The organism is Serratia sp. 1D1416 (genome assembly GCF_003641105.1).
Lineage (GTDB): Bacteria > Pseudomonadota > Gammaproteobacteria > Enterobacterales > Enterobacteriaceae > Serratia > Serratia ficaria.
Genome location: NZ_CP032738.1, coordinates 685,822 through 704,102 on the forward strand (window position 1 = coordinate 685,822; position 18,281 = coordinate 704,102).

At 55.4% G+C, this 18,281-nt stretch carries 17 protein-coding genes, 1 tRNA gene and 2 pseudogenes; 8 read left to right on the forward strand and 12 right to left on the reverse strand.

All coding sequences use genetic code 11. The features are described from left to right. The first annotated feature begins 96 nt into the window (after window positions 1-96). The 3 genes from mutY (at window position 97) to mltC (ending at window position 2,606) form a co-directional block, all read left to right on the forward strand. Window positions 97-1,197 carry an A/G-specific adenine glycosylase gene (gene mutY, locus D7I37_RS03295; RefSeq protein ID WP_370671122.1) on the forward strand — a complete coding sequence of 367 codons (1,101 nt, stop codon included), beginning with the start codon at window positions 97-99 and terminating at the stop codon, window positions 1,195-1,197. Then, entirely contained in the window at window positions 1,194-1,466 is a 273-nt protein-coding gene (locus D7I37_RS03300; RefSeq protein WP_061798555.1) for an oxidative damage protection protein, read from the forward strand. The genes mutY and D7I37_RS03300 overlap by 4 nt, the downstream gene beginning before the upstream one ends. 63 nt (window positions 1,467-1,529) lie before the next feature. Continuing rightward, window positions 1,530-2,606: a membrane-bound lytic murein transglycosylase MltC gene (mltC, locus tag D7I37_RS03305; protein ID WP_129543302.1), complete on the forward strand. Its 1,077-nt coding sequence runs from the start codon at window positions 1,530-1,532 to the stop codon at window positions 2,604-2,606. A gap of 45 nt (window positions 2,607-2,651) precedes the next feature. On the opposite strand, the gene D7I37_RS03310 is transcribed toward mltC, so the two are convergent. Both D7I37_RS03310 and speF read right to left on the reverse strand, forming a co-directional pair. Continuing rightward, window positions 2,652-3,767, reverse strand: coding sequence for a GGDEF domain-containing protein (locus D7I37_RS03310; RefSeq protein ID WP_129543303.1), 1,116 nt, complete (start codon window positions 3,765-3,767; stop codon window positions 2,652-2,654). 106 nt (window positions 3,768-3,873) lie between these two features. Next, complete coding sequence (speF, locus tag D7I37_RS03315; RefSeq protein WP_061798549.1) at window positions 3,874-6,039, reverse strand: ornithine decarboxylase SpeF; 2,166 nt, start codon at window positions 6,037-6,039, stop codon at window positions 3,874-3,876. A gap of 700 nt (window positions 6,040-6,739) precedes the next feature. Between speF and D7I37_RS03320 the strand changes: the two genes are divergently transcribed. Beyond that, window positions 6,740-6,815, forward strand: a tRNA-Phe gene (locus D7I37_RS03320). 110 nt (window positions 6,816-6,925) lie between these two features. Here D7I37_RS03320 and D7I37_RS03325 read toward each other — a convergent pair. From D7I37_RS03325 to D7I37_RS03355, 8 genes and pseudogenes are all read right to left on the reverse strand, one after another. Further along, on the reverse strand, window positions 6,926-7,717 hold the full coding sequence (locus D7I37_RS03325) for an ATP-binding cassette domain-containing protein (protein WP_129543304.1): 792 nt from the start codon (window positions 7,715-7,717) through the stop codon (window positions 6,926-6,928). A 595-nt stretch (window positions 7,718-8,312) separates the two neighbouring features. Continuing rightward, a pseudogene (locus D7I37_RS27225) lies at window positions 8,313-8,576 on the reverse strand (transposase); the annotation flags it as partial. A gap of 60 nt (window positions 8,577-8,636) precedes the next feature. Further along, window positions 8,637-8,747 (reverse strand): annotated as a pseudogene (locus D7I37_RS03340) (IS6 family transposase); the annotation flags it as partial. 161 nt (window positions 8,748-8,908) lie between these two features. Continuing rightward, window positions 8,909-9,064: a hypothetical protein gene (locus D7I37_RS26940; RefSeq protein ID WP_165283082.1), complete on the reverse strand. Its 156-nt coding sequence runs from the start codon at window positions 9,062-9,064 to the stop codon at window positions 8,909-8,911. A 50-nt stretch (window positions 9,065-9,114) separates the two neighbouring features. Then, a complete protein-coding gene (locus D7I37_RS26945; protein ID WP_165283083.1) occupies window positions 9,115-9,285 on the reverse strand; it encodes a hypothetical protein in 171 nt (56 codons plus the stop codon). Window positions 9,286-9,312: 27 nt separating this feature from the next. Then, a complete protein-coding gene (locus D7I37_RS03345) occupies window positions 9,313-9,642 on the reverse strand; it encodes a hypothetical protein (RefSeq protein WP_095099239.1) in 330 nt (109 codons plus the stop codon). A gap of 410 nt (window positions 9,643-10,052) precedes the next feature. Beyond that, complete coding sequence (locus D7I37_RS03350; RefSeq protein ID WP_129543305.1) at window positions 10,053-10,283, reverse strand: hypothetical protein; 231 nt, start codon at window positions 10,281-10,283, stop codon at window positions 10,053-10,055. A 65-nt stretch (window positions 10,284-10,348) separates the two neighbouring features. Next, on the reverse strand, window positions 10,349-12,133 hold the full coding sequence (locus D7I37_RS03355; RefSeq protein WP_129543306.1) for a glycoside hydrolase family 3 protein: 1,785 nt from the start codon (window positions 12,131-12,133) through the stop codon (window positions 10,349-10,351). A 179-nt stretch (window positions 12,134-12,312) separates the two neighbouring features. On the opposite strand from D7I37_RS03355, the gene D7I37_RS03360 reads away from it, so the two are divergent. Continuing rightward, window positions 12,313-13,236, forward strand: a complete 924-nt coding sequence (locus tag D7I37_RS03360; protein ID WP_242502793.1) for an alpha/beta hydrolase — start codon at window positions 12,313-12,315, stop codon at window positions 13,234-13,236. 90 nt (window positions 13,237-13,326) lie between these two features. Here D7I37_RS03360 and D7I37_RS03365 read toward each other — a convergent pair whose 3' ends face one another. After that, window positions 13,327-14,217: a hypothetical protein gene (locus D7I37_RS03365; protein WP_129543307.1), complete on the reverse strand. Its 891-nt coding sequence runs from the start codon at window positions 14,215-14,217 to the stop codon at window positions 13,327-13,329. A 61-nt stretch (window positions 14,218-14,278) separates the two neighbouring features. Next, window positions 14,279-14,761, reverse strand: a complete 483-nt coding sequence (locus D7I37_RS03370; protein ID WP_061797307.1) for a type VI secretion system tube protein Hcp — start codon at window positions 14,759-14,761, stop codon at window positions 14,279-14,281. Between the two features lie 656 nt (window positions 14,762-15,417). On the opposite strand from D7I37_RS03370, the gene D7I37_RS03375 reads away from it, so the two are divergent. Genes D7I37_RS03375 through D7I37_RS03385 form a run of 3 tightly spaced genes read left to right on the forward strand, consistent with a single transcriptional unit; the run spans window position 15,418 to window position 17,858 of the window. Next, a complete protein-coding gene (locus D7I37_RS03375) occupies window positions 15,418-15,828 on the forward strand; it encodes a GNAT family N-acetyltransferase (protein ID WP_061797306.1) in 411 nt (136 codons plus the stop codon). 27 nt (window positions 15,829-15,855) lie between these two features. After that, window positions 15,856-16,545 carry a PAS and helix-turn-helix domain-containing protein gene (locus D7I37_RS03380; RefSeq protein WP_129543308.1) on the forward strand — a complete coding sequence of 230 codons (690 nt, stop codon included), beginning with the start codon at window positions 15,856-15,858 and terminating at the stop codon, window positions 16,543-16,545. A 20-nt stretch (window positions 16,546-16,565) separates the two neighbouring features. Then, a complete protein-coding gene (locus tag D7I37_RS03385; RefSeq protein WP_061797301.1) occupies window positions 16,566-17,858 on the forward strand; it encodes a cytosine permease in 1,293 nt (430 codons plus the stop codon). Window positions 17,859-18,281 lie beyond the last annotated feature (423 nt).

An 18,281-nucleotide genomic window follows, 5' to 3' on the forward strand; every position in this document is an offset into this window, starting at 1 on the left:
AATACCTGCCGTGCGACGTCGGAAAGTTCCGGTTTACAGCATCATGACTCTATGCTGCAATCTCGCTTCATTTTCTGCCGGATATCGAATCTGCTTATGATGCAAGCACAACAGTTCGCACAGGTGGTGCTTGACTGGTACCAGCGTTACGGCCGTAAAACCCTGCCGTGGCAGCTTGATAAGACCGCCTATCAAGTATGGCTCTCCGAGGTGATGTTGCAACAGACTCAGGTTGCCACCGTCATTCCTTACTTTCAGCGGTTTATGGCGCGTTTTCCCAACGTGCGCGCGCTGGCGGAAGCCCCGCTGGACGAGGTGCTGCATCTGTGGACCGGCCTGGGCTATTACGCCCGCGCCCGCAACCTGCACAAGGCGGCGCAGACCATTGTCGCACAGCACGGCGGCGAGTTCCCGACAACCTTCGAAGAAATTGCCGCCCTGCCCGGCATCGGCCGCTCCACCGCCGGCGCGGTGCTGTCGCTGGCGCTCGGCCAGCACTACCCGATCCTCGACGGCAACGTGAAGCGCGTGCTGGCGCGCTGCTATGCGGTGGCAGGCTGGCCGGGAAAAAAAGAGGTCGAGAACCGGCTGTGGAAGATCAGCGAAGACGTCACCCCGGCGCAGGGCGTCGGCCAATTCAACCAGGCGATGATGGATCTGGGCGCCATGGTGTGCACCCGCTCCAAACCCAAGTGCGAGCTCTGCCCGCTCAACGTCGGCTGCATCGCCTACGCCAACCACAGCTGGGCCAACTATCCCGGCAAGAAGCCGAAACAGACCCTGCCGGAAAAAACCGCCTACTTCTTGCTGCTGCAGCATGGCGAACGCGTGTGGCTGGAACAGCGCCCGGCGGTCGGCCTGTGGGGCGGCCTGTTCTGCTTCCCGCAGTTCAGCGAACGCGACGGTTTGGAACTCTGGCTGCAACAACGCGGTCTGAAAGGCAACCGCCTGGAGCAGCTGACCGCATTTCGCCATACATTCAGCCATTTCCACCTCGATATCGTGCCGATGTGGCTGGAAATCAACGCGGCGGGCGGCGGCATGGATGAGGGCCCCGGTCTCTGGTATAACTTAGCGCAGCCGCCGTCGGTCGGGCTGGCAGCGCCGGTTGATCGCCTGTTGCAACAGTTGGCGAAGCAGTCTCCGATCCAACAAAATTTATATGGCGATAACGCCATTGACGAGGAATTAGCATGAGCCGCACCATTTTTTGTACCTTCCTGCAGCGCGACGCCGAAGGGCAGGATTTCCAGCTTTACCCGGGTGAAGTCGGCAAACGCATCTACAACGAGATCTCCAAGGAAGCCTGGGGCGAATGGATGAAGAAGCAAACCATGCTGATCAACGAGAAAAAGCTGAACATGATGAACGTCGATGACCGCAAGCTGCTGGAACAAGAGATGATCAAATTCCTGTTCGAAGGGCATGACGTGCATATCGAAGGCTATACGCCGCCAAGCGAATAACGCTGTTGGGGCCAGGCGCTGGCCCGCTTCAATACTCTTATAATTCTTCAAGACGGCTTTAAGATGAAGAAAATTTTAGCTTTGCTAGTGATAGCGCCTTTGCTGATTTCCTGTTCCGGCAAAAAAAGTGATGAAGTCAACGAAGCCTGGGTGAAAGACACCAACGGCTTCGACATTCTGATGGGCCAGTTCGCCCACAACATCGAAAACATCTGGGGTCTGAACGAAGTTCTGATCGCCGGGCCGAAAGACTACGTCAAATATACCGACCAGTATCAAACCCGCAGCCACATCAACTTCGATTCGGGCGCCATCACCATCGAGACCATCGCCACCACCGATCCGAGCGCGCATCTGCGCCGGGCGATCATCAGCACCCTGCTGATGGGCGACGATCCGGGGTCTATCGACCTCTATTCCGACGTCAACGATATCCAGATCAGTAAAGAGCCGTTCCTGTATGGCCAGGTGCTGGATAACAAGGGCGCGCCGATCCGCTGGGAATGGCGCGCGGCGCACTTCGCCGACTATCTGCTGCAGACCAGGCTGCAAAAACGCACCTCCGGCCTGCATGTGATTTACTCGGTCACCATTCAGCTGGTGCCGAACCACCTGGACAAGCGTGCGCATAAATACCTGCCGATGGTGCGCAAGGCGTCGGAGAAATACGGTGTGGAAGAGTCGCTGATCCTGGCTATCATGCAGACCGAATCGAGTTTCAACCCGTATGCGGTAAGCGGCTCCGACGCGCTGGGCCTGATGCAGGTGGTGCAGCATACCGCCGGCAAGGACGTGTTCCAGATGCGCGGCAAATGGGGCAAACCGAGCCGCAGCTATCTGTTCGATCCGGAAAACAACATCGATACCGGCACCGCCTACCTGGCGATCCTGCAGAACAATTACCTGGGCGGCATTCAGAACCCGACCTCGCGCCGCTATGCGGTGATCACCGCCTATAACGGCGGCGCAGGCAGCGTGCTGCGGGTGTTCTCCAGCGACCGAAGCCGCGCGGTAGGCATCATCAACAACATGCAGCCCGGCGATGTGTACCAGACGCTGACCACCAAGCATCCGGCCGCCGAATCGCGCCGCTACCTGGTGAAGGTGAACAACGCGCAGAAGAGCTATCGCCGCCGTTGATCCCCCCGGCGGGGGCGGACACCGACGTCGCCCCCGCCGCCATCCTCAATCCGCCAGGCTATAGCCATCGCGCCCCTGCGCCTTGGCGCGATATAAGGCCGCGTCGGCCGCCGCCAGCAGTTGCTCACGCCCCAGCCCCTTGCGCCATTGGGCGATGCCCTGGCTCACCGTGACCCGATTCGCCACCTCGGAACCCGCATGCGGCAGCGCCAGCTCCGCCAGCGATGCCTCAATCCTTTTCGCCACCTGCACCGCTTCGTTCGCGTCGGATTTCGGCAGCAGAATGATGAACTCCTCCCCGCCATAGCGGGCCACCAGATCCTGCGAACGGCGGGTGGCGCTCTCCAGGCAGGCCGCCAGGCGGATCAGGCACTCATCCCCCTGCTGATGACCATAGCGGTCGTTGTATTTTTTGAAGAAATCGACGTCCAGCATGATCAGGGAAAACGGCCTCTGCAGCAGCGACTCGCGCTGCAAGACGGCGTCGAAAAAGCTGTCGAAACCGCGCCGGTTGGCGATGCCGGTCAGGGGATCGCGATGCGCCATCCTGCTCAGCCGCTCAATCAGCCGCTGGTTTTCCCGCTCGCGCTCGAGCGCCAGCTGAAACCAGTGCTCCAGGCGGCGCTTCGCGGAATAAATTACAAACAGCATCAGCGCATAGGAAATCAGGTTCACCAACGAGAAAGCGCTGCGGATCACGATATTTTCGGCAATCGCCGCCAACAGCACCGGGACGCTAAACAGGAAAAACAGCCTGGGAGACAGGTAGAAAGCCACCAGAGAGGAAAACAGCAGGCCGATAGTCAGCGGATACACCAGATAAATGATGTCGTTGACGATCAGGTGGTAAAAAATAGCGCACCAGCACAGGGCCAGCAGCAGCAGACAAACGACGGCGCCGCGCCAAACCGATCGCTCCCCTTTGGCGGCCAGCCGACGCAGCGCCACATAGGACAAGGCCGATATCAGCGCCACTCCGCTTATCGCCGGCGCATCGCGCAGCGGCTGAATAACCGAGTGGGCGTCATAGCCCTGAGCCCGCTGAAAAAACAGGTAGACCGAGAACAGGGCATTAACCAACAGAAACCAGTTGAAATTACCCAGCGTAGCGCGTCTTTTCTCCCCGTCGACCCACTCGATATATCCCTCTTTTTTCATCATATTATTTTTGTCACCGATGGATTTACCTAAAAGGTAGCGGCGCCTTCCCGCTTTGTCATCCCGGGCGGTCACAATGTCATGGCGGCCCTCTGCGGGCCGCCCGGCGTTATTGCTTGATCATATAGCCGAAGATGCGCTTCCAGCCGTGATCTTTTTTCTCGATATACACCCCCTGCAGCTCCGGCGAAAAGCCCGGCAGGCGGTTGATGCCCTCTTCCAGCGCCAGGAAGTAGCGCTGCACCGCGCCGCCCCACACTTCCCCCGGCACCACGCACAGCACGCCCGGCGGGTACGGCAGCGCACCCTCCGCCGCGATGCGCCCCGCCGCCTGGCCGATAGGCACCAGCTCGACGTTGTCGCGGATAAACTCGACGTTGGCGTCCTGCGGGTTCATCTCCACCGGCGGGAAATGGTCCTGGCGGAACATCTCTTTCTGCAGCTGCTTGACGTCGAAGCTGACGTACAGGTCGTGCATCTCCTGGCACAGCTGACGAATGCTGTAACCGCGGTAGCGCTGTTCATTCTTGCGGTAGACCGTCGGCAGCACCAGGCTCAGCGGGGCGTCCTCCTCCACGTAACGCTCGAACTGCACCAGCATCTCCACCAGCTGTTCCAGCTTGGCCGGGTTTTCCGCCGGGGTCAGCAGGAACAGGATCGAGTTCAGATCGCACTTCTCCGGCACAATGCCGTTCTCGCGCAGGAAGTTGGCCAGGATAGTCGCCGGCACGCCGAATTCGGTGTATTGGCCGGTGGCCGCGTCGATGCCCGGCGTGGTCAGCAACAGCTTGCAGGGATCCACCAGGTACTGATCCTGCGCATAGCCTTCGAAACCGTGCCACTTTTCGCCCGGCACAAAGTTGAAGAAACGGGAGTCGTCGGCGATCAGATCGGTATCGTAATCCTGCCAATCCCGCCCCGCCACCTGCAGCGGAATAAAGGGTTTCAGCTGCGAGCAGCGCTTGAGCAGTTGCTTGCGCGTCTCGATGCCGAGCTTCACGCAGTCCATCCACATGCGGCGGCCGGCGGCGCCGGCGTGCATCTTGGCGTTGACGTCCAGCGCGGCGAACAGCGGATAAAACGGGCTGGTCGAGGCATGCAGCATAAAGGCGTTGTTCAGGTGCTTATGATTGCAGTGGCGCTTTTGCCCCTTGATATGGTCGTCTTTCTTGTGGATCTGCGAAGTTTGCGAGAAACCGGCCTGCTGCTTGTGCACCGACTGGGTGACGAAGATGCCCGGATCGTGTTCGTCCAGCTCCAGCAGCAGCGGCGAGCACTCTTTCAGCATCGGGATAAAGCCTTCGTAACCCACCCAGGCGGAGTCGAACAGGATGTAATCGCACAGGTGGCCGATGGTGTCGATCACCTGACGCGCGTTATAGATAGTGCCGTCGTAAGTGCCGAGCTGGATGATCGCCAAACGGAACGGCCGCTGGGCGTTGGCCTTCTCCGGCGCCACCTCGCGGATCTGCTCACGCAGATAGCGCTCATCGAAACAGCGCGAGTCTACGCCGCCGATAAAGCCGAACGGGTTGCGCGCGGTTTCCAGATAGACCGGCGTCGCCCCGGCCTGGATCAGCGCGCCGTGGTGGTTGGACTTATGGTTGTTGCGATCGAACAATACCAGATCGCCGCGGGTCAGCAGCGCGTTGGTCACCACCTTGTTGGCAGCGGACGTTCCGTTGAGCACGAAGTAGGTTTTGTCAGCATTGAATACCCGCGCCGCATGCTTTTGCGCATCCTTGGCCGATCCTTCGTGGATCAACAGGTCGCCCAGCTTGACGTCGGCGTTGCACATATCGGAACGAAAAACGGTTTCGCCGTAAAACTCAAAAAACTTCCTGCCGGCCGGGTGCTTGCGGAAGAATTCGCCGCCCTGGTGCCCCGGGCAGGCAAAGGTGGCGTTTTCCATTTCCACGTAGGTTTTCAGCGTCTTGAAGAACGGCGGCAGCAGCGCCTGCTCGTAGGCGTCTGCGGCGGCCTCCAGTTGGGCCATGTAAAACGGCTTGCTGGCGCCGGCCAGCAACGCGAACACGCCGCTGATAAACGGCAGGTAGTCCGGGGAGAGAGAGTCGTCCCCTTCAACAGCAACAAAGGTCGGGATGTCGAAACCGGTGGCCTTCAACCGCGCCAGAATGCCGGCGTTCACATCGGCTACCGACACCACTACCGCCGCCACGTCGGTGTAGTCCGTCTGCTCCACCCGCACGATCTGACGCAGGGTTTCAATGGTGGCGACCAGGCTGGCGCTTGTTGCTATTTTCAATTCTTTCATAATGCTGACTCTCAAACTGTTAAGGATGAGGCTGTGCCACAGGCACGGTGATGAGATAACAACGTTATCCCGGCAAAGTGATGCCCGGGTTGCAGCTTAATGCGCAAGCGTGACCGGCCCATGATCGCAAGGCAATCAGGCGGCTATCGGGAACTGGTATCGGCAGCGTCCGATAGACATCAGTAAAATCAGAGCCGCAGCTCTATTTTTAATAATGCCTAACAGCGAGCATCGGCTGACCTTACCGCATGGTCGGCAGGCGTGTGCGTTCGGGCTGCGTTCGGGAGAGGCAACGGTGGAATAATGGCATCATCAGATGTCTGGTGCGCGGCAGCGCTTGTGCAACAAAACCAGTCATGCCAGTAACCCTCTGACTTAAAGGAGCGGAAACACCGTTGGGGACATGGGGTGCTAAAAATTTGCGCAATGATTGCACGTTTTTTTATGAGGTTCAAGTGACAATCTTGTTGATTTATAGCGCGAAAGAAAAACCCAACCTATTGTTATTTAATGAATAAAAACAAACAGCGGTAAAAGCGAAGCGCTATAAACACACCTTTATTTTGCATGTCTACCGCCCCGTGCCCGCGCAGGATACCGCCTTGCGCTCGCCCTGCTGCATGAAAATAGAGCAACCGATCCGCTTTGTGACAGAAAGCGATTGACGCCATCCGGCCAATACGGTTTAATGCGCCCCGTTGCCCGGATAGCTCAGTCGGTAGAGCAGGGGATTGAAAATCCCCGTGTCCTTGGTTCGATTCCGAGTCCGGGCACCATATTTAGAAGAACCCGCCCATGGCGGGTTTTTTGCTTTCTGAGCCGCGGACTCTCCCTGCGGGCCAAGGCTGAAGCGTTGTTCAATCCGGCGTCGATTGTCCCATAATCTTCAAATCCAGTTCGCTGACCAGCGTCTGTATCCCATCGGCATTTTCAGAATATCATCATGAATACAGGCTCGTTGCGCATATTCCTCCATATGGCGAGTATCCTGCACAGAGTCTGAGGCACAGATATTTTCCGCTACAGAACCGGCAAAGAGAGTATCATCCTGCAGCACACAGGCGATACTGGCCCGCCAGCTTTCCGGCGAGGTGGCAATACTTATGCCATTCACCAGTACCTCCCCATCTGAGGGTTTCAATAATCCGGTGAGTATTTTCAACAGGGTGGTTTTCCCTTGGCCAGACAGTCCCGTGATGGCCACGCTTTCTCCGGCGGCTACACTGAGCGACAGTTCACTGAACAGCGGGGGAGACAATGCATCATACCGGAACGTTAGCCCCCGCACAGTCAATGTTACCGGTGTGCCACTCTGAACCAGTGGTCTGACAGAACCATTCACTGTGGTTTCCGGCTCAGTCAGAGCCACATCCGCCACGCGAGACTTATGCAGGGAGAGCATTCGCAACTGCAAAGCCATATTGAGCAGATTGGCAACCCGTGCGGCAAACAGGGTGCGGTAGGTCATAAAAGCCACAAACATTCCCGGAGTCATCTGTCCGTCGATGGCCAGCCCCCCCTGCAGCCATAAGATGAGTATCTGCCCGAGACTGGCGGTTAGCGTACTACCGCCGGTAAACAGCATTTCATAGCGGGCTTTGTGTACTCCTGCATTAACAGCATCAATATTAAGGTTCATCCAGTGCTGGCTTATATGAACATAAGATGAACTTGCCATTTTATCTCCTGGAAACAACAATAGTTATTAGCCGGAAATATTCCCGCAGTCAACGCTATTATTGATACATCCCTGTTTCTTAATTTTCTCCATTCTGCGATCTTTCTTTAGACGACCTTTATCTATCTTATAAATCATCTGAGAGTCAGTCGGAATCCGGGGCTCATCATAAACGCCAACACAACCCGCAACGGAACACAGCGTGAAAATCAGCATATACGGCATTCGCTTACTCAATATGTTTTTCATTTTTCACTCGCTCTTATAGAATCTGAAAAGTTTTAGCTTTTTGTCAAGCATAACCCTATTCAATCGCGTTACTCCTGAGTTTCTGTTCCTGGTGTCAAATGTCAGGGTTTGGCAATCAATTGACTCTTTTAATTGGCAAATTCACTGACCATTCAGCAGCGCCGGTTGTACAGACTGGCAGTTAGCTGATACCCAATCACAATCCTTGACTTTAACAAAAATAACCAACACTTTAAATTAAGCATGCAAATATTAAACAATGAATAAACAAATGATGTTTTTAGCGGGGTGGGCGTGGTGAGGTTATCTTTCCAAAATGTAATTTTATTTTTTCCAAAAAATACAATTACATTGTAAACACATCTGTTTTAGTTCCACGCACTTTTGAAAGTTTCGATTTTTCTGCCATCCACCGGTATTCTTTCGGCGACAGGTTATTCAGGGATTCATGAGGGCGCTGGCCGTTGTATTCTGCCAACCAGCGATCCGTAATCTACCGAACTTCACTCAGCGTCCCGAACAGATAAAAATCCAGCATCGCTGTCCGGTACGTCCGGTTAAAACATTCGATAAAGGTATTTTGTATCGGCTTATCCGGTTTAATAATTTCTGCAACATACCCAGTTCTTCACCCCACTGCGCCAGCGATATCAGTTATGGCTCATTATCCATCAGCCAGCATCTCCTGCAGCTCACGGTAACTGATGCCGTATTTACAGTACCATCGTATCGCCCACAGAATGATGTCACGCTGAAAATGCCGGCCTTTGAATGGATTCATGGGCTGCTCCGTCAGCAAAAGGTGATGATAAGTTTATCATCACCGACTATTTGCAACAGTACCCCGATGTGACTCTCTTATAATTGAGGGGGCTGGCGGCTCGCACAGCAGAGGCAAATTCATTTAATAAATCCTTGTCACGTTAAGTGATTGAGTGAAATTTATCGAATCTGTTGCACTAGCGTAGACAAGTTAGCCAACATTGCATTGCTGCCCAGAATACATGTCATCTGAAAGCCTGACTCCTCGGCTTCGGCTTCGGCTTCGGCTTCGCAGAGAATACTGATGAGCCGTTCGTCAGAAAAACGCTTCTTCATGAGGGTATCTTCATGTTGCTTATAAAGACATTGCTAACACAGGGGGTGTGTTAATCAACGGGAAGCTGGTCGTTACCGGGCTTAAGTTTACTTTTCTCGTGAGTCAAAATACCCAACGCGTCCATCGCGGCCATGCTGTAATGGCCTTGCTGAGTTTCGTCATAGCGGCTGCCGGCGTAATCTTTAAGCGAAGTGGGAAAGGAAGGAAAAAGATAAGCCACAGCATCCTGCCGTGGCGATAGTGCAGATCAACCGACAATATCAACGCCGGCATGATGACTGACGCCGTTGACTTCAACGGCCTGGGCCTGCGTCTGAGCGGCATCCGTTGAATGTTGCAGTGCCGCGATCAAACCATCGGTATCCAGGTGCCCCGATGTGGTACCGTCAACCACTTTGTCCACGGTATCAGTAACGCCGCCGATTTTGTCAATCAGGCCACCGGCGATATCGGAAATTGCACCGGCTACCCCAGAAATAACGCCCGTTGCGGTCTCAATAACACCGAGAGCGCCACCCACAACGCCTTTTACCAGGCCACCTAATAAACTGCTGAATCCACCTAAGTCGCTAGCCATATGTTTTCTCCAGAGTCATAGATTAAATTTAAGTGTTACGGCAAAATATCACCGGCCCATCGCGCCTTGCCGGTAGAAAAGGTATAGGACAAAGTCTAAAAAACTGTCAATAAACAGTAAGCGTTTTATTGCGAGAAAAAAGAAAATAAAATCACAATGTCATGATTTTAAATGACATTGAATATCCACCTTGATAAAATTCATTAATTGGTATAATGAATTAAATTATCGCCCGAAAAAAACATTATTATAACTGTGGTTTTTTACTTTGTATTACCGCATAAGCTAAGCACCAAAATAGATAAAATCGTCTTTAGTATCTTCACTTGTCAGCAGCAATAAAAAGGCCACCATCCCCTGGTGGCCAATGTATAAACCTCAAGATAAACATGCCGGCCCTCTGAAGCTGATTACAGCAGAGGGGCTGTCGTTAACAAACGCCGCAGCCTATCGCAATTCGCCTCGCCCTTTTCGACCGGAACAAAGCTCCGCAGCTGCCAGCGCTGCGTCTGTATCGCCTGCTGCGCCCACTCCTGCGCCGGCGTTTTCTCGGCTACGGGCTGATGTTGGCGCTCACAGCCAACCATCAGCCATGCCGCGCCTATCAGCAGCAAAATCCGCGTACCTTTCTCCTTAGCCACAGCATGCCTGTCGGCCCATAGGGTAACCGCGGGGCGTCTTTTATCAAACTCCCCGCGGCAGCCGATTACCAACTCAGCCCGAATCCGCGCGGGTAAGCGACGGTGCCGGTATGGGTACTCACATCGTAGTCATGCCAAACATTGACCGGCAGTTTCCCTCGCGGCAGCCGTTTCCCCATCAGCACCTCAGCCAGAGAGATCATGGCATGCCCGCGCCAGACGCCGTTGTCATACCCGTAATAGGAATAGACGGCTACGGCGGCATCCACCTTGTCGCGGTAGCTGACGATGTCGTAAGGCGCACGCAGCGACAGGTGCACCCGCTTTTTCCCCAGGCCGGCGGCATGCTCCAGCCAGCCGAGATACGGGCTGGCGTCGCCCGCCGGGCCGCTCGCGACGCCATCCGTTTCCGCCGGGGTAAAGCGGGTCGAAAGCGTGCCGAACAGGAAGACGTCGCAGTTGGCGATACGCTCCCTGATTTCGGCCTCGGTCAGCTCCGTTTCCTTGGCCGCCACCACCTTGCGGTAACCCGCCTGCGCCATCACGGCCGCTATGCCCTTGGCCTGCTCCCCCCACGGCGTCAGGATGAAATAACGTTGCGTTTTGTCCGTCAGCGGCAGCGCGGCGTGCTGATTCACCACCAGGGTAATGGCCCTATCCGCGATCTGTTTTTCCGGCTGCGCGCAATCAGGCGCCTGAAGAAACGGCCTGCCTTTGCCGTGGCCCCACAAATGATAACGCTGCTTCAGGCGCAGGATGCGTTCGACGGAGCTGTCGATATCCGTTTCACGAATAACCCCGGCTCTGACTTTATCCGCAATGGCGGAGATTAATTCAGCCAACCGTCCGCTTTGCGCGGGGGCTGAAAGGCTGATGGGCATCAGCGCGATATCCACCCCGGCGGCGAACACCCGCTCAAGCGCGTCGCCCTGGCTGAAATGGTCGGCAATGGCGCCCATGTCCAGCGCGTCCGAAATGGTCACGCCGGTAAAGCGCAACTGGTCGCGCAGCAGGGTGGTCTGGATCTGCCGGGACATGGTCGCAGGCACCGTAATCTCTTCCCCGCTGCGGGTGCGCACCAGGCTGTCATCCAGCGAAGGGTACTGAATATGCGCCGTCATGATCATATCCGGCGCGCGGTGGCTGGCGATGGCGCGCTGATAAGGGGCGATATCGATAGCGAAAGCCTCTTCCCGCGAACGAGCGACGCGCGGCAACGCGCTGTGGGAGTCCGTCGACGTGCTGCCGTGCCCCGGGAAATGTTTATAGGCGGTAATCAGCCCCTGGTGATGCATGCCGGCGGTCACCTGCTCCGCCAATCTGGCCACCGTGCCCGCATCGTCGCTGAAACCGCGCACGTTGATCACCGGGTTGAACGGATTGCTGTTCACGTCGACCACCGGCGCAAAATTGGTATTGATGTGCACCGAAAGCATGTCATGCGCCATCCGGCGCCCTTGCTCCGCGGCGAGCCGCAGGTCCGCCCCGCCCTCAATGGCCGCCGCCAGGGCCATATTGCCCGGGAACGAGGCGTAATCTTCACGCGGCAGGCGGAAAACGTTTCCGCCCTCGTTATCCGTGCCGATAAACAAGCGAATATTTCCGCAGGTTTGCATTGAGGCGTACCAGGCGGTCAGCGCCTTAATCTGCGCCTTGTCCTTAAGGTTATTGGCGAACAGGATCACGCCGCCAATATGGTTGTCGCTGATGATCCGGCCGATGTCGTCATCCGGCTTCACCATATCCTGATTGCTTTGCCCCTGGGGATCCCAGTAGCGAAAGTCCAGCATGAGCTTTTGACCGATTTTCTCTTCCAGCGTCATGGTGCCGAGCTTGTGTTTAACGTCCATTTCTACTCTCCTTTACGGTTGAAAACGGGTAAATCACCCTACCGCTAAAACAACCGCCATCAATGCCATTTTGTCGGTGTCAGGGGTCAGACAACGCGCGACCGCGTTCAACGCTAAAATTTTCTCCCTGCGCGCGGCGGCTTATGAGATGCTAGCATGCTCATTTTTCGGATAACTGAATGCGCATGCCATTGTCTTACCAATCTTTTATCGCCAAGCTTGTCGCGCTTGCCATCACGCTCACGCCCGCCATACCCGCGCTGGCCAGGCCCGATCTCGCGCAAAAAGTCGGCACCACCGTCGCCGACACCGGGTCGCCGGACTATCGCTTCAGCGATCTGCGCTTCACCTCCGCCGACGGACAGCGCCACTACCGGGTGCGTATCGCGCAACCCCAGGCCGCGCCGCCGCCGGCCGGCTATCCGGTGATCTATTTTCTCGATGGCAATGCGGTGCTGATGGAGTTGAATGCCGGCTTGTTGGCCGGGCTGGCCAGGCAAAAACAGCCGCCGGTATTGGTGATGATCGGCTATGACAACGATCTGCGCATCGACGCCAAAGCGCGCAGCTACGATTACACGCCGGCGACGCCGTCAGGCAGCGAAGAGCCCAAAGGCGGAGGAGCGGACGCATTCTTGGGGTTGATAGAAGATCGGATCAAACCCGCAGTTGCCGCGCAGGTGGCGCTAGATCCTCGGCGGCAGACGCTGTGGGGGCACTCGTTTGGCGGGCTCTTCGCTTTGCACGCGCTTTTCACCCGGCCAGGCGCATTTCAGAGCTATATCGCCGTAGAACCCTCGCTGTGGTGGGGACAGGGTTTCATTCTGCAGGAGGCGCAGCGCTTCCTTGCGCAACGCCCGGCGTTGCCCGTCCGTCTGCGTTTATGGACCGGAGGCGCGGAGAGAAAAAGCGGCACCCCGGCGGCGCCCCCCACCATGCGCCACAGCGCGCTGCCTGCGGATGCAACGCAACAATTGGCTAATCGGCTGGCGACGCTGCGCGGTTGGCGGGTGAACTACCGTGAATGGCCGGCGCTGGGGCATGGCGCCATGTTCGGCGCGGCAATAACGCCGGCTCTGGACAGCGTGGCGAAAGGCGAGTGAACGTCGGGTTTATTCACCGCATGATGAACAACAAGCCTCCTGATTGCGGACGGCTTATTGTTCATCATACCGCGAACCTTTTGGCGGCGATCAAACGGATAACGACCCCTCGTACAGAATGGTGAGGTCCTGTTTCGTCAGTCGTATTTCACCGCCCTGCCCCAGGGTTAGGCCGACATAATAGGTCGCCTCGTTTCTCACCGCCACAGCCGGCGAAATCAGGTAAGTGAAATCCTTCACGCCCTGTGCGGCTAGCTTGTTAACCACGCTGTGCAGCCGCTCATTGGCCTGCAAGTCTCTGCCGGTCCTGTCATCTATCGCGCGCAGCAGCTTGGCTTTTTTTTCCGCATCATTGTTCACCGCTTTTTGCACATCGACCATAAATTCGATTCCATCCATTCTGGCGGTAGAGATTTGCCGAATTTTTGCCAACAGATCTTTATTTTTGGTGACCTGCGACGATCCCATAGAAGTGATGGCCCCCAACGCGGCAATCGCCAGCGCCAGGCTACCGGTGCTGGCGCCCCTCGCCAACGCGCTGCTGCTGCTAGCCCAGGAGACTACCGTGCCGAATGCCGAGCCGCCGGTAAACATCGAGGCGCCGATGTTAAGCTTTCTGGCCAGGTCACTGTCGTAAATGTTGTAGCGGAGCTTATTGACGTAGCTGTGATTCATCCAGCTATAGTTCAATGGATAGGGCGAGAAGTTGTTGGCGATTTTTTTCAGCCCGGCCTGGCTCTCGTCTTTCAGGTTTACCCGCCTTGCGGTCAGCCTCATCTCCTCATCCCCCTTCGGAGGCTGGGTCAATTCCTGCAGATAGAAGATGGCATTTTGCTCATCTTTATCGCTGGCCAGGAAAATAGAATTGATATTGTCCTCGTCCGAGTTGTTTATCAGTTCAATAAGTATCTTTACGTCATTGGACGGCAGGATACTCTTGCCGCTAATGGTATCGAGCGGCGTCACGGGATTCTTTGCCACATCACTCCCCTTTATCTTGCCGGCTATCGGCGTATTTCACGCACAGTCATGAGTAAGTCCGTTATACTTCTTTATTCTGTTTAATATCCCAGCCTGCGGTGGATTCAGCACCTTTATTCCCCTGTGAGGCTTGCTCCCAATACTGAAGCTTCACTTTGCTGGCCTGGAAGGTATAAACCACGTTGACTTCGCCGCCGTTGTCTACGCCGGTGAATTGCGCCGATGTCACTAATACATCTTCCAGCTGAATGTGAGCATATTCCACCTGGCCGCCGCCCGCTTTACAAATTGACAGATCGACTTTGGCGATATGTTTACCGCTGGAACAATACTTGAGAATGGCTGGGGTTGATTTATCAATAAAAGCAAAAACTTGCAAATCTTCATACCTGACTTTACCCGTACCGCCACCACCGCCGACGCCCATATTTCCCGGCTGGCTGGCGCCCCAGGAAAACGACAGCACATCGATCCAGCTCTTGTGGTTTGAGTCTTTCGATTCGCCGCTAATTCCCTCTACTTTCAAAAACATATCAATTGCCATTGTTATTCCCTTTCGCAGTATGATTAATAAACTTCAATTAATAAAAGTAGGTAATGGGCTTATCCAGTCAACGTTCACCGTCTGGAATAACCATAATTAGGAATATTCTTAATCACTGTCTTCATGCTGACTCAACGAATTAACTGACATGGCGTTGTCATTAACTCATTGTATTTAAATGAAGATAAAGTTTATTGAGGCAATAATGGTTCGCAGCGACAAGGTGCTATGCGGCACGGCATTCAGGTCAGCAGACCGTGAATCACCGCGCTGAACGAATAAGGAGGCAATACATGATAACCAGAACGGCAGAGGCCAACCTGGCGCAGGCATTGCACTACAGGCGGAAAAAAATCAGGCTCCCCGTCGGCAAGTGGGCTTGCTCTGGCCGGTGGAGCCTGGATACTGCTTTTTTCCTGAGGGGCCCTGGTGAGGCGCAAAGTAGGAAAAGACTGAGCGAACGGCATCTACAGCTATTTATTTCCGAGTATTCCGCTATTTCCACTCTGTCAGCTTAACTATAAGCCGCGGCGCATCGTCGGCGAAAGGGTGAAAACCACCCTTGTAATACATTAAGAAAAATGATAGTAAACCCCATTGGGGCGTATCCATTTGATTCGAAATTGAATTATTAAATCAGGGTATTATATTAAAAAATGAATATCAACGTGACCGACCAACCCAACCCGCAAGATGAAGCATTCGTTATCGACAGCCTCTGGGCTCATAACGATAAAACCCAGCCCGTCGACATTCATCCGCTATTTTTGACCGTTACCGATGACCGGCAGCGCATCGTCGCCGGCCTGGTCGCCCGCACCTGGTGGGGGGGCCTTGAAGTGCAATATCTCTGGGTTGGCGACTCACACCGCAACAGCGGCTATGGCCGCCAGCTGATGCTGCAGGCCGAAGAGGAAGCCCGCAAGCGAGGCTGCCATATGGCCTATGTCGACACCTTCGACTTTCAGGCCCGAGGCTTTTACGAAAAACTGGGTTACCGGCTATATGGCGAGCTGGGGGGCTATGCGCACCGGCATACGCGTCACTATCTGGCTAAAGACCTGTAAAGCAGTCTACACCAATCAGAGGTTGGCATGGATTCCTCCCATAAAAATAATGAATGTTATTTTAAGGGCCTCATTACCATGATGGAGCACCTGAGCGAACCCTGGGGCATCAAAGACCCGCAGTCTCGCCACATCTACATGAATCGGGCCGCCTACCTCTATACCGATACGCCGCTGAATTTTGACGTTGCCGGCAAGTTCGATCACCAATTTCCCGCCGACTGGGCAGAATGCGCCGCCGATTTTATCGAACATGACAAAATGACCGAGGCGTCGCGCGATCGGGTTACGGTGATAGAAACCCACTATTGGTACGGCAAAGACAGCCTGACGCCGTTTATCAGCGAAAAGCTGCCGGTCTACAACGATGACAAACAGGTGATCGGCGTGATCTGGAACGCCAAACCGATGAACAGCCTGTCGCCGCTGAAATACATCAATCAGCAAAAACCCAGCGTATTGACCACCGAAGTGAATAATGAATTATTCACCCGCGCCGAACTCGACGTTATATTTTTAATGCTGCAACGATTCACCGTTAAAGAGATCGCAAAGATATATAACGTCAGTAATAAGACCATAGAAAATCGGATATATAACATCTATCAAAAAGCCAATGTCCACACGCAGCAGCAATTTGAAGAGTTTTGCAAATACGCCAACCTGGACAATTATATTCCCGATCGCCTGATAGCCAAGGGCATCCAGTTTATTTAAACCGCAAGGAATACCTTACCGTGATTAAGATTGAAGATTATCCGCTCACCCGGGTGCCGCAGGATAAAAGAGTGTCATTTTTAAGCGTGGCCATCGTGCATATGGGCATGCTGACCGCCCTCGATCAGTTTATGCTCGGCGCGGTGCTCGGCAACTCCATGACGCTGGGCGACGCCTTCAGCGCCATTTTCATCGGCAGCCTGATATTTGGCGTGGTGACCTACGGCCTGGGTCTGGCCGGCATGCGCGAGGGGATTTCCGGCAGCCTGCTGGCGCGCTGGTGCGGCTTCGGTCGCCTGGGGTCGGTGTTGATCGGGGTGGTGGTGGCCGTCAGCCTGCTGGGCTGGTTCGGTATCCAGAACGCCATCTTCGCCAAATCGCTCGACTTCGCCCTCGGCAACCGGCTGGGTTTCGGCCTGGCCGCCGGCCTGTCCGGCACCCTGTTGACCATCCTGGTGGCGTTCGGCTTCAAGGCGCTGCGCATCGCCGCGCGCATCGCGGTGCCGATGTTCATCATGCTGGTGGCCTTTATCTCCGTCACCGCGCTGTCCGGCCATAATCTGCAGGAAATCATTCAGTTGGCACCGCCGGGGGAACCGCTGACCATCAGCGCCGGCATCACCATCGTGGTGGGCGGCGCCATCGTCGCCAGCCTGATGACGCCCGATCTGACGCGCTATTCGAAAAACGGCAAGCACGTGCTCGGCGTGACGATCTTCACCATCGTCGCCGGCGAGTTCGTGGTCAACGGCCTGGCGATCCTGATCGCCAAAACGCTGGGCACCGCCGACGTGGTGACCATCATGTCACAGGCCGCCGGCGGCGCCGGCCTGCTGGTGGTGGTGTTCTCCACCCTGCGGGTTAACGATCTCAACCTCTATTCTTCGTCGCTCGGCATCGTCAACGCGGTGGAAGGCATCACCGGCAAGAGGCTGAAATACACCTACACCACGCTGGCGATCGGCATTCTGGGCACCACGCTGTCGGTGTTGGGCATTCTGGATCGCTTCGTGGATTTCCTGACGGTGCTCGGCGTCGTGTTCCCACCGATTATCGGCATCATGCTGGTGGACTATTACCTGCTGCGCAGCCACCGCAAAGTCCTGGATGACAGCCGCCGCGCCGGCCAGCTACCGGACCAAACCCCGACCATCGGCTGGGCGGCGATCGTCGCCAGCATCATCGGCGGCGTGGTCGGGCTGGTGACCGAATGGGGCGTGCCGACCATCAACTCGCTGCTGGCCGCCAGCCTGCTCTACTGGGCGTTCAAGCTGGCGTTCAGCCGGGCGCAAAAGCCGGCCGCCACGCTCTGATCTTGCGGTTACGCCGACCAGGCTGGCGTAAGAAACGAACGGGCCGTTTGCCAAAGCAAACGGCCATTAAAGAAGGGATTCCCTGGTGTCAGTAGCAAAATATCCTTGATACCCGGAGTATGGAAACGCCCCCCTCTGGGTTTTTTATTATAGAAGCCGGTAAATGATCGGTTGTTAGTGTTTTGATCATCAAGAAAAACTTCAGTATGGAAGAACATTAGCTCACAAAAACCGCTCCGGTCAACATAAAAGTAAACATAAAAACCCCTTTTGTGTTTACTTTTTTACGGTTGGTGGCTAATCGGTTGATTTGAATTGATTTATCATTTTACTGTATCCCGGGCATCGGGCATCAGGTATCCGGCGGGTGGGCTCCCGCCCGTGGAAAAAGCTAATTCCAAAGGGTAATCAGCCAGTTACCCC

What these genes read in the sequence shown, in the direction of transcription:
- speF (WP_061798549.1), bottom strand. Translation starts at nt 6,039, where the DNA reads ATGAAAGAATTGAAAATAGCAACAAGCGCCAGCCTGGTCGCCACCATT.
- D7I37_RS03300 (WP_061798555.1), top strand. Translation starts at nt 1,194, where the DNA reads ATGAGCCGCACCATTTTTTGTACCTTCCTGCAGCGCGACGCCGAAGGG.
- D7I37_RS03380 (WP_129543308.1), top strand. Translation starts at nt 15,856, where the DNA reads ATGGATTCCTCCCATAAAAATAATGAATGTTATTTTAAGGGCCTCATT.
- mutY (WP_370671122.1), top strand. Translation starts at nt 97, where the DNA reads ATGATGCAAGCACAACAGTTCGCACAGGTGGTGCTTGACTGGTACCAG.
- D7I37_RS03310 (WP_129543303.1), bottom strand. Translation starts at nt 3,767, where the DNA reads ATGATGAAAAAAGAGGGATATATCGAGTGGGTCGACGGGGAGAAAAGA.
- D7I37_RS03355 (WP_129543306.1), bottom strand. Translation starts at nt 12,133, where the DNA reads ATGGACGTTAAACACAAGCTCGGCACCATGACGCTGGAAGAGAAAATC.
- D7I37_RS03345 (WP_095099239.1), bottom strand. Translation starts at nt 9,642, where the DNA reads ATGGCTAGCGACTTAGGTGGATTCAGCAGTTTATTAGGTGGCCTGGTA.
- D7I37_RS03375 (WP_061797306.1), top strand. Translation starts at nt 15,418, where the DNA reads ATGAATATCAACGTGACCGACCAACCCAACCCGCAAGATGAAGCATTC.
- D7I37_RS26940 (WP_165283082.1), bottom strand. Translation starts at nt 9,064, where the DNA reads ATGAAGAAGCGTTTTTCTGACGAACGGCTCATCAGTATTCTCTGCGAA.
- D7I37_RS03325 (WP_129543304.1), bottom strand. Translation starts at nt 7,717, where the DNA reads ATGGCAAGTTCATCTTATGTTCATATAAGCCAGCACTGGATGAACCTT.
- D7I37_RS03370 (WP_061797307.1), bottom strand. Translation starts at nt 14,761, where the DNA reads ATGGCAATTGATATGTTTTTGAAAGTAGAGGGAATTAGCGGCGAATCG.
- mltC (WP_129543302.1), top strand. Translation starts at nt 1,530, where the DNA reads ATGAAGAAAATTTTAGCTTTGCTAGTGATAGCGCCTTTGCTGATTTCC.
- D7I37_RS03360 (WP_242502793.1), top strand. Translation starts at nt 12,313, where the DNA reads ATGCGCATGCCATTGTCTTACCAATCTTTTATCGCCAAGCTTGTCGCG.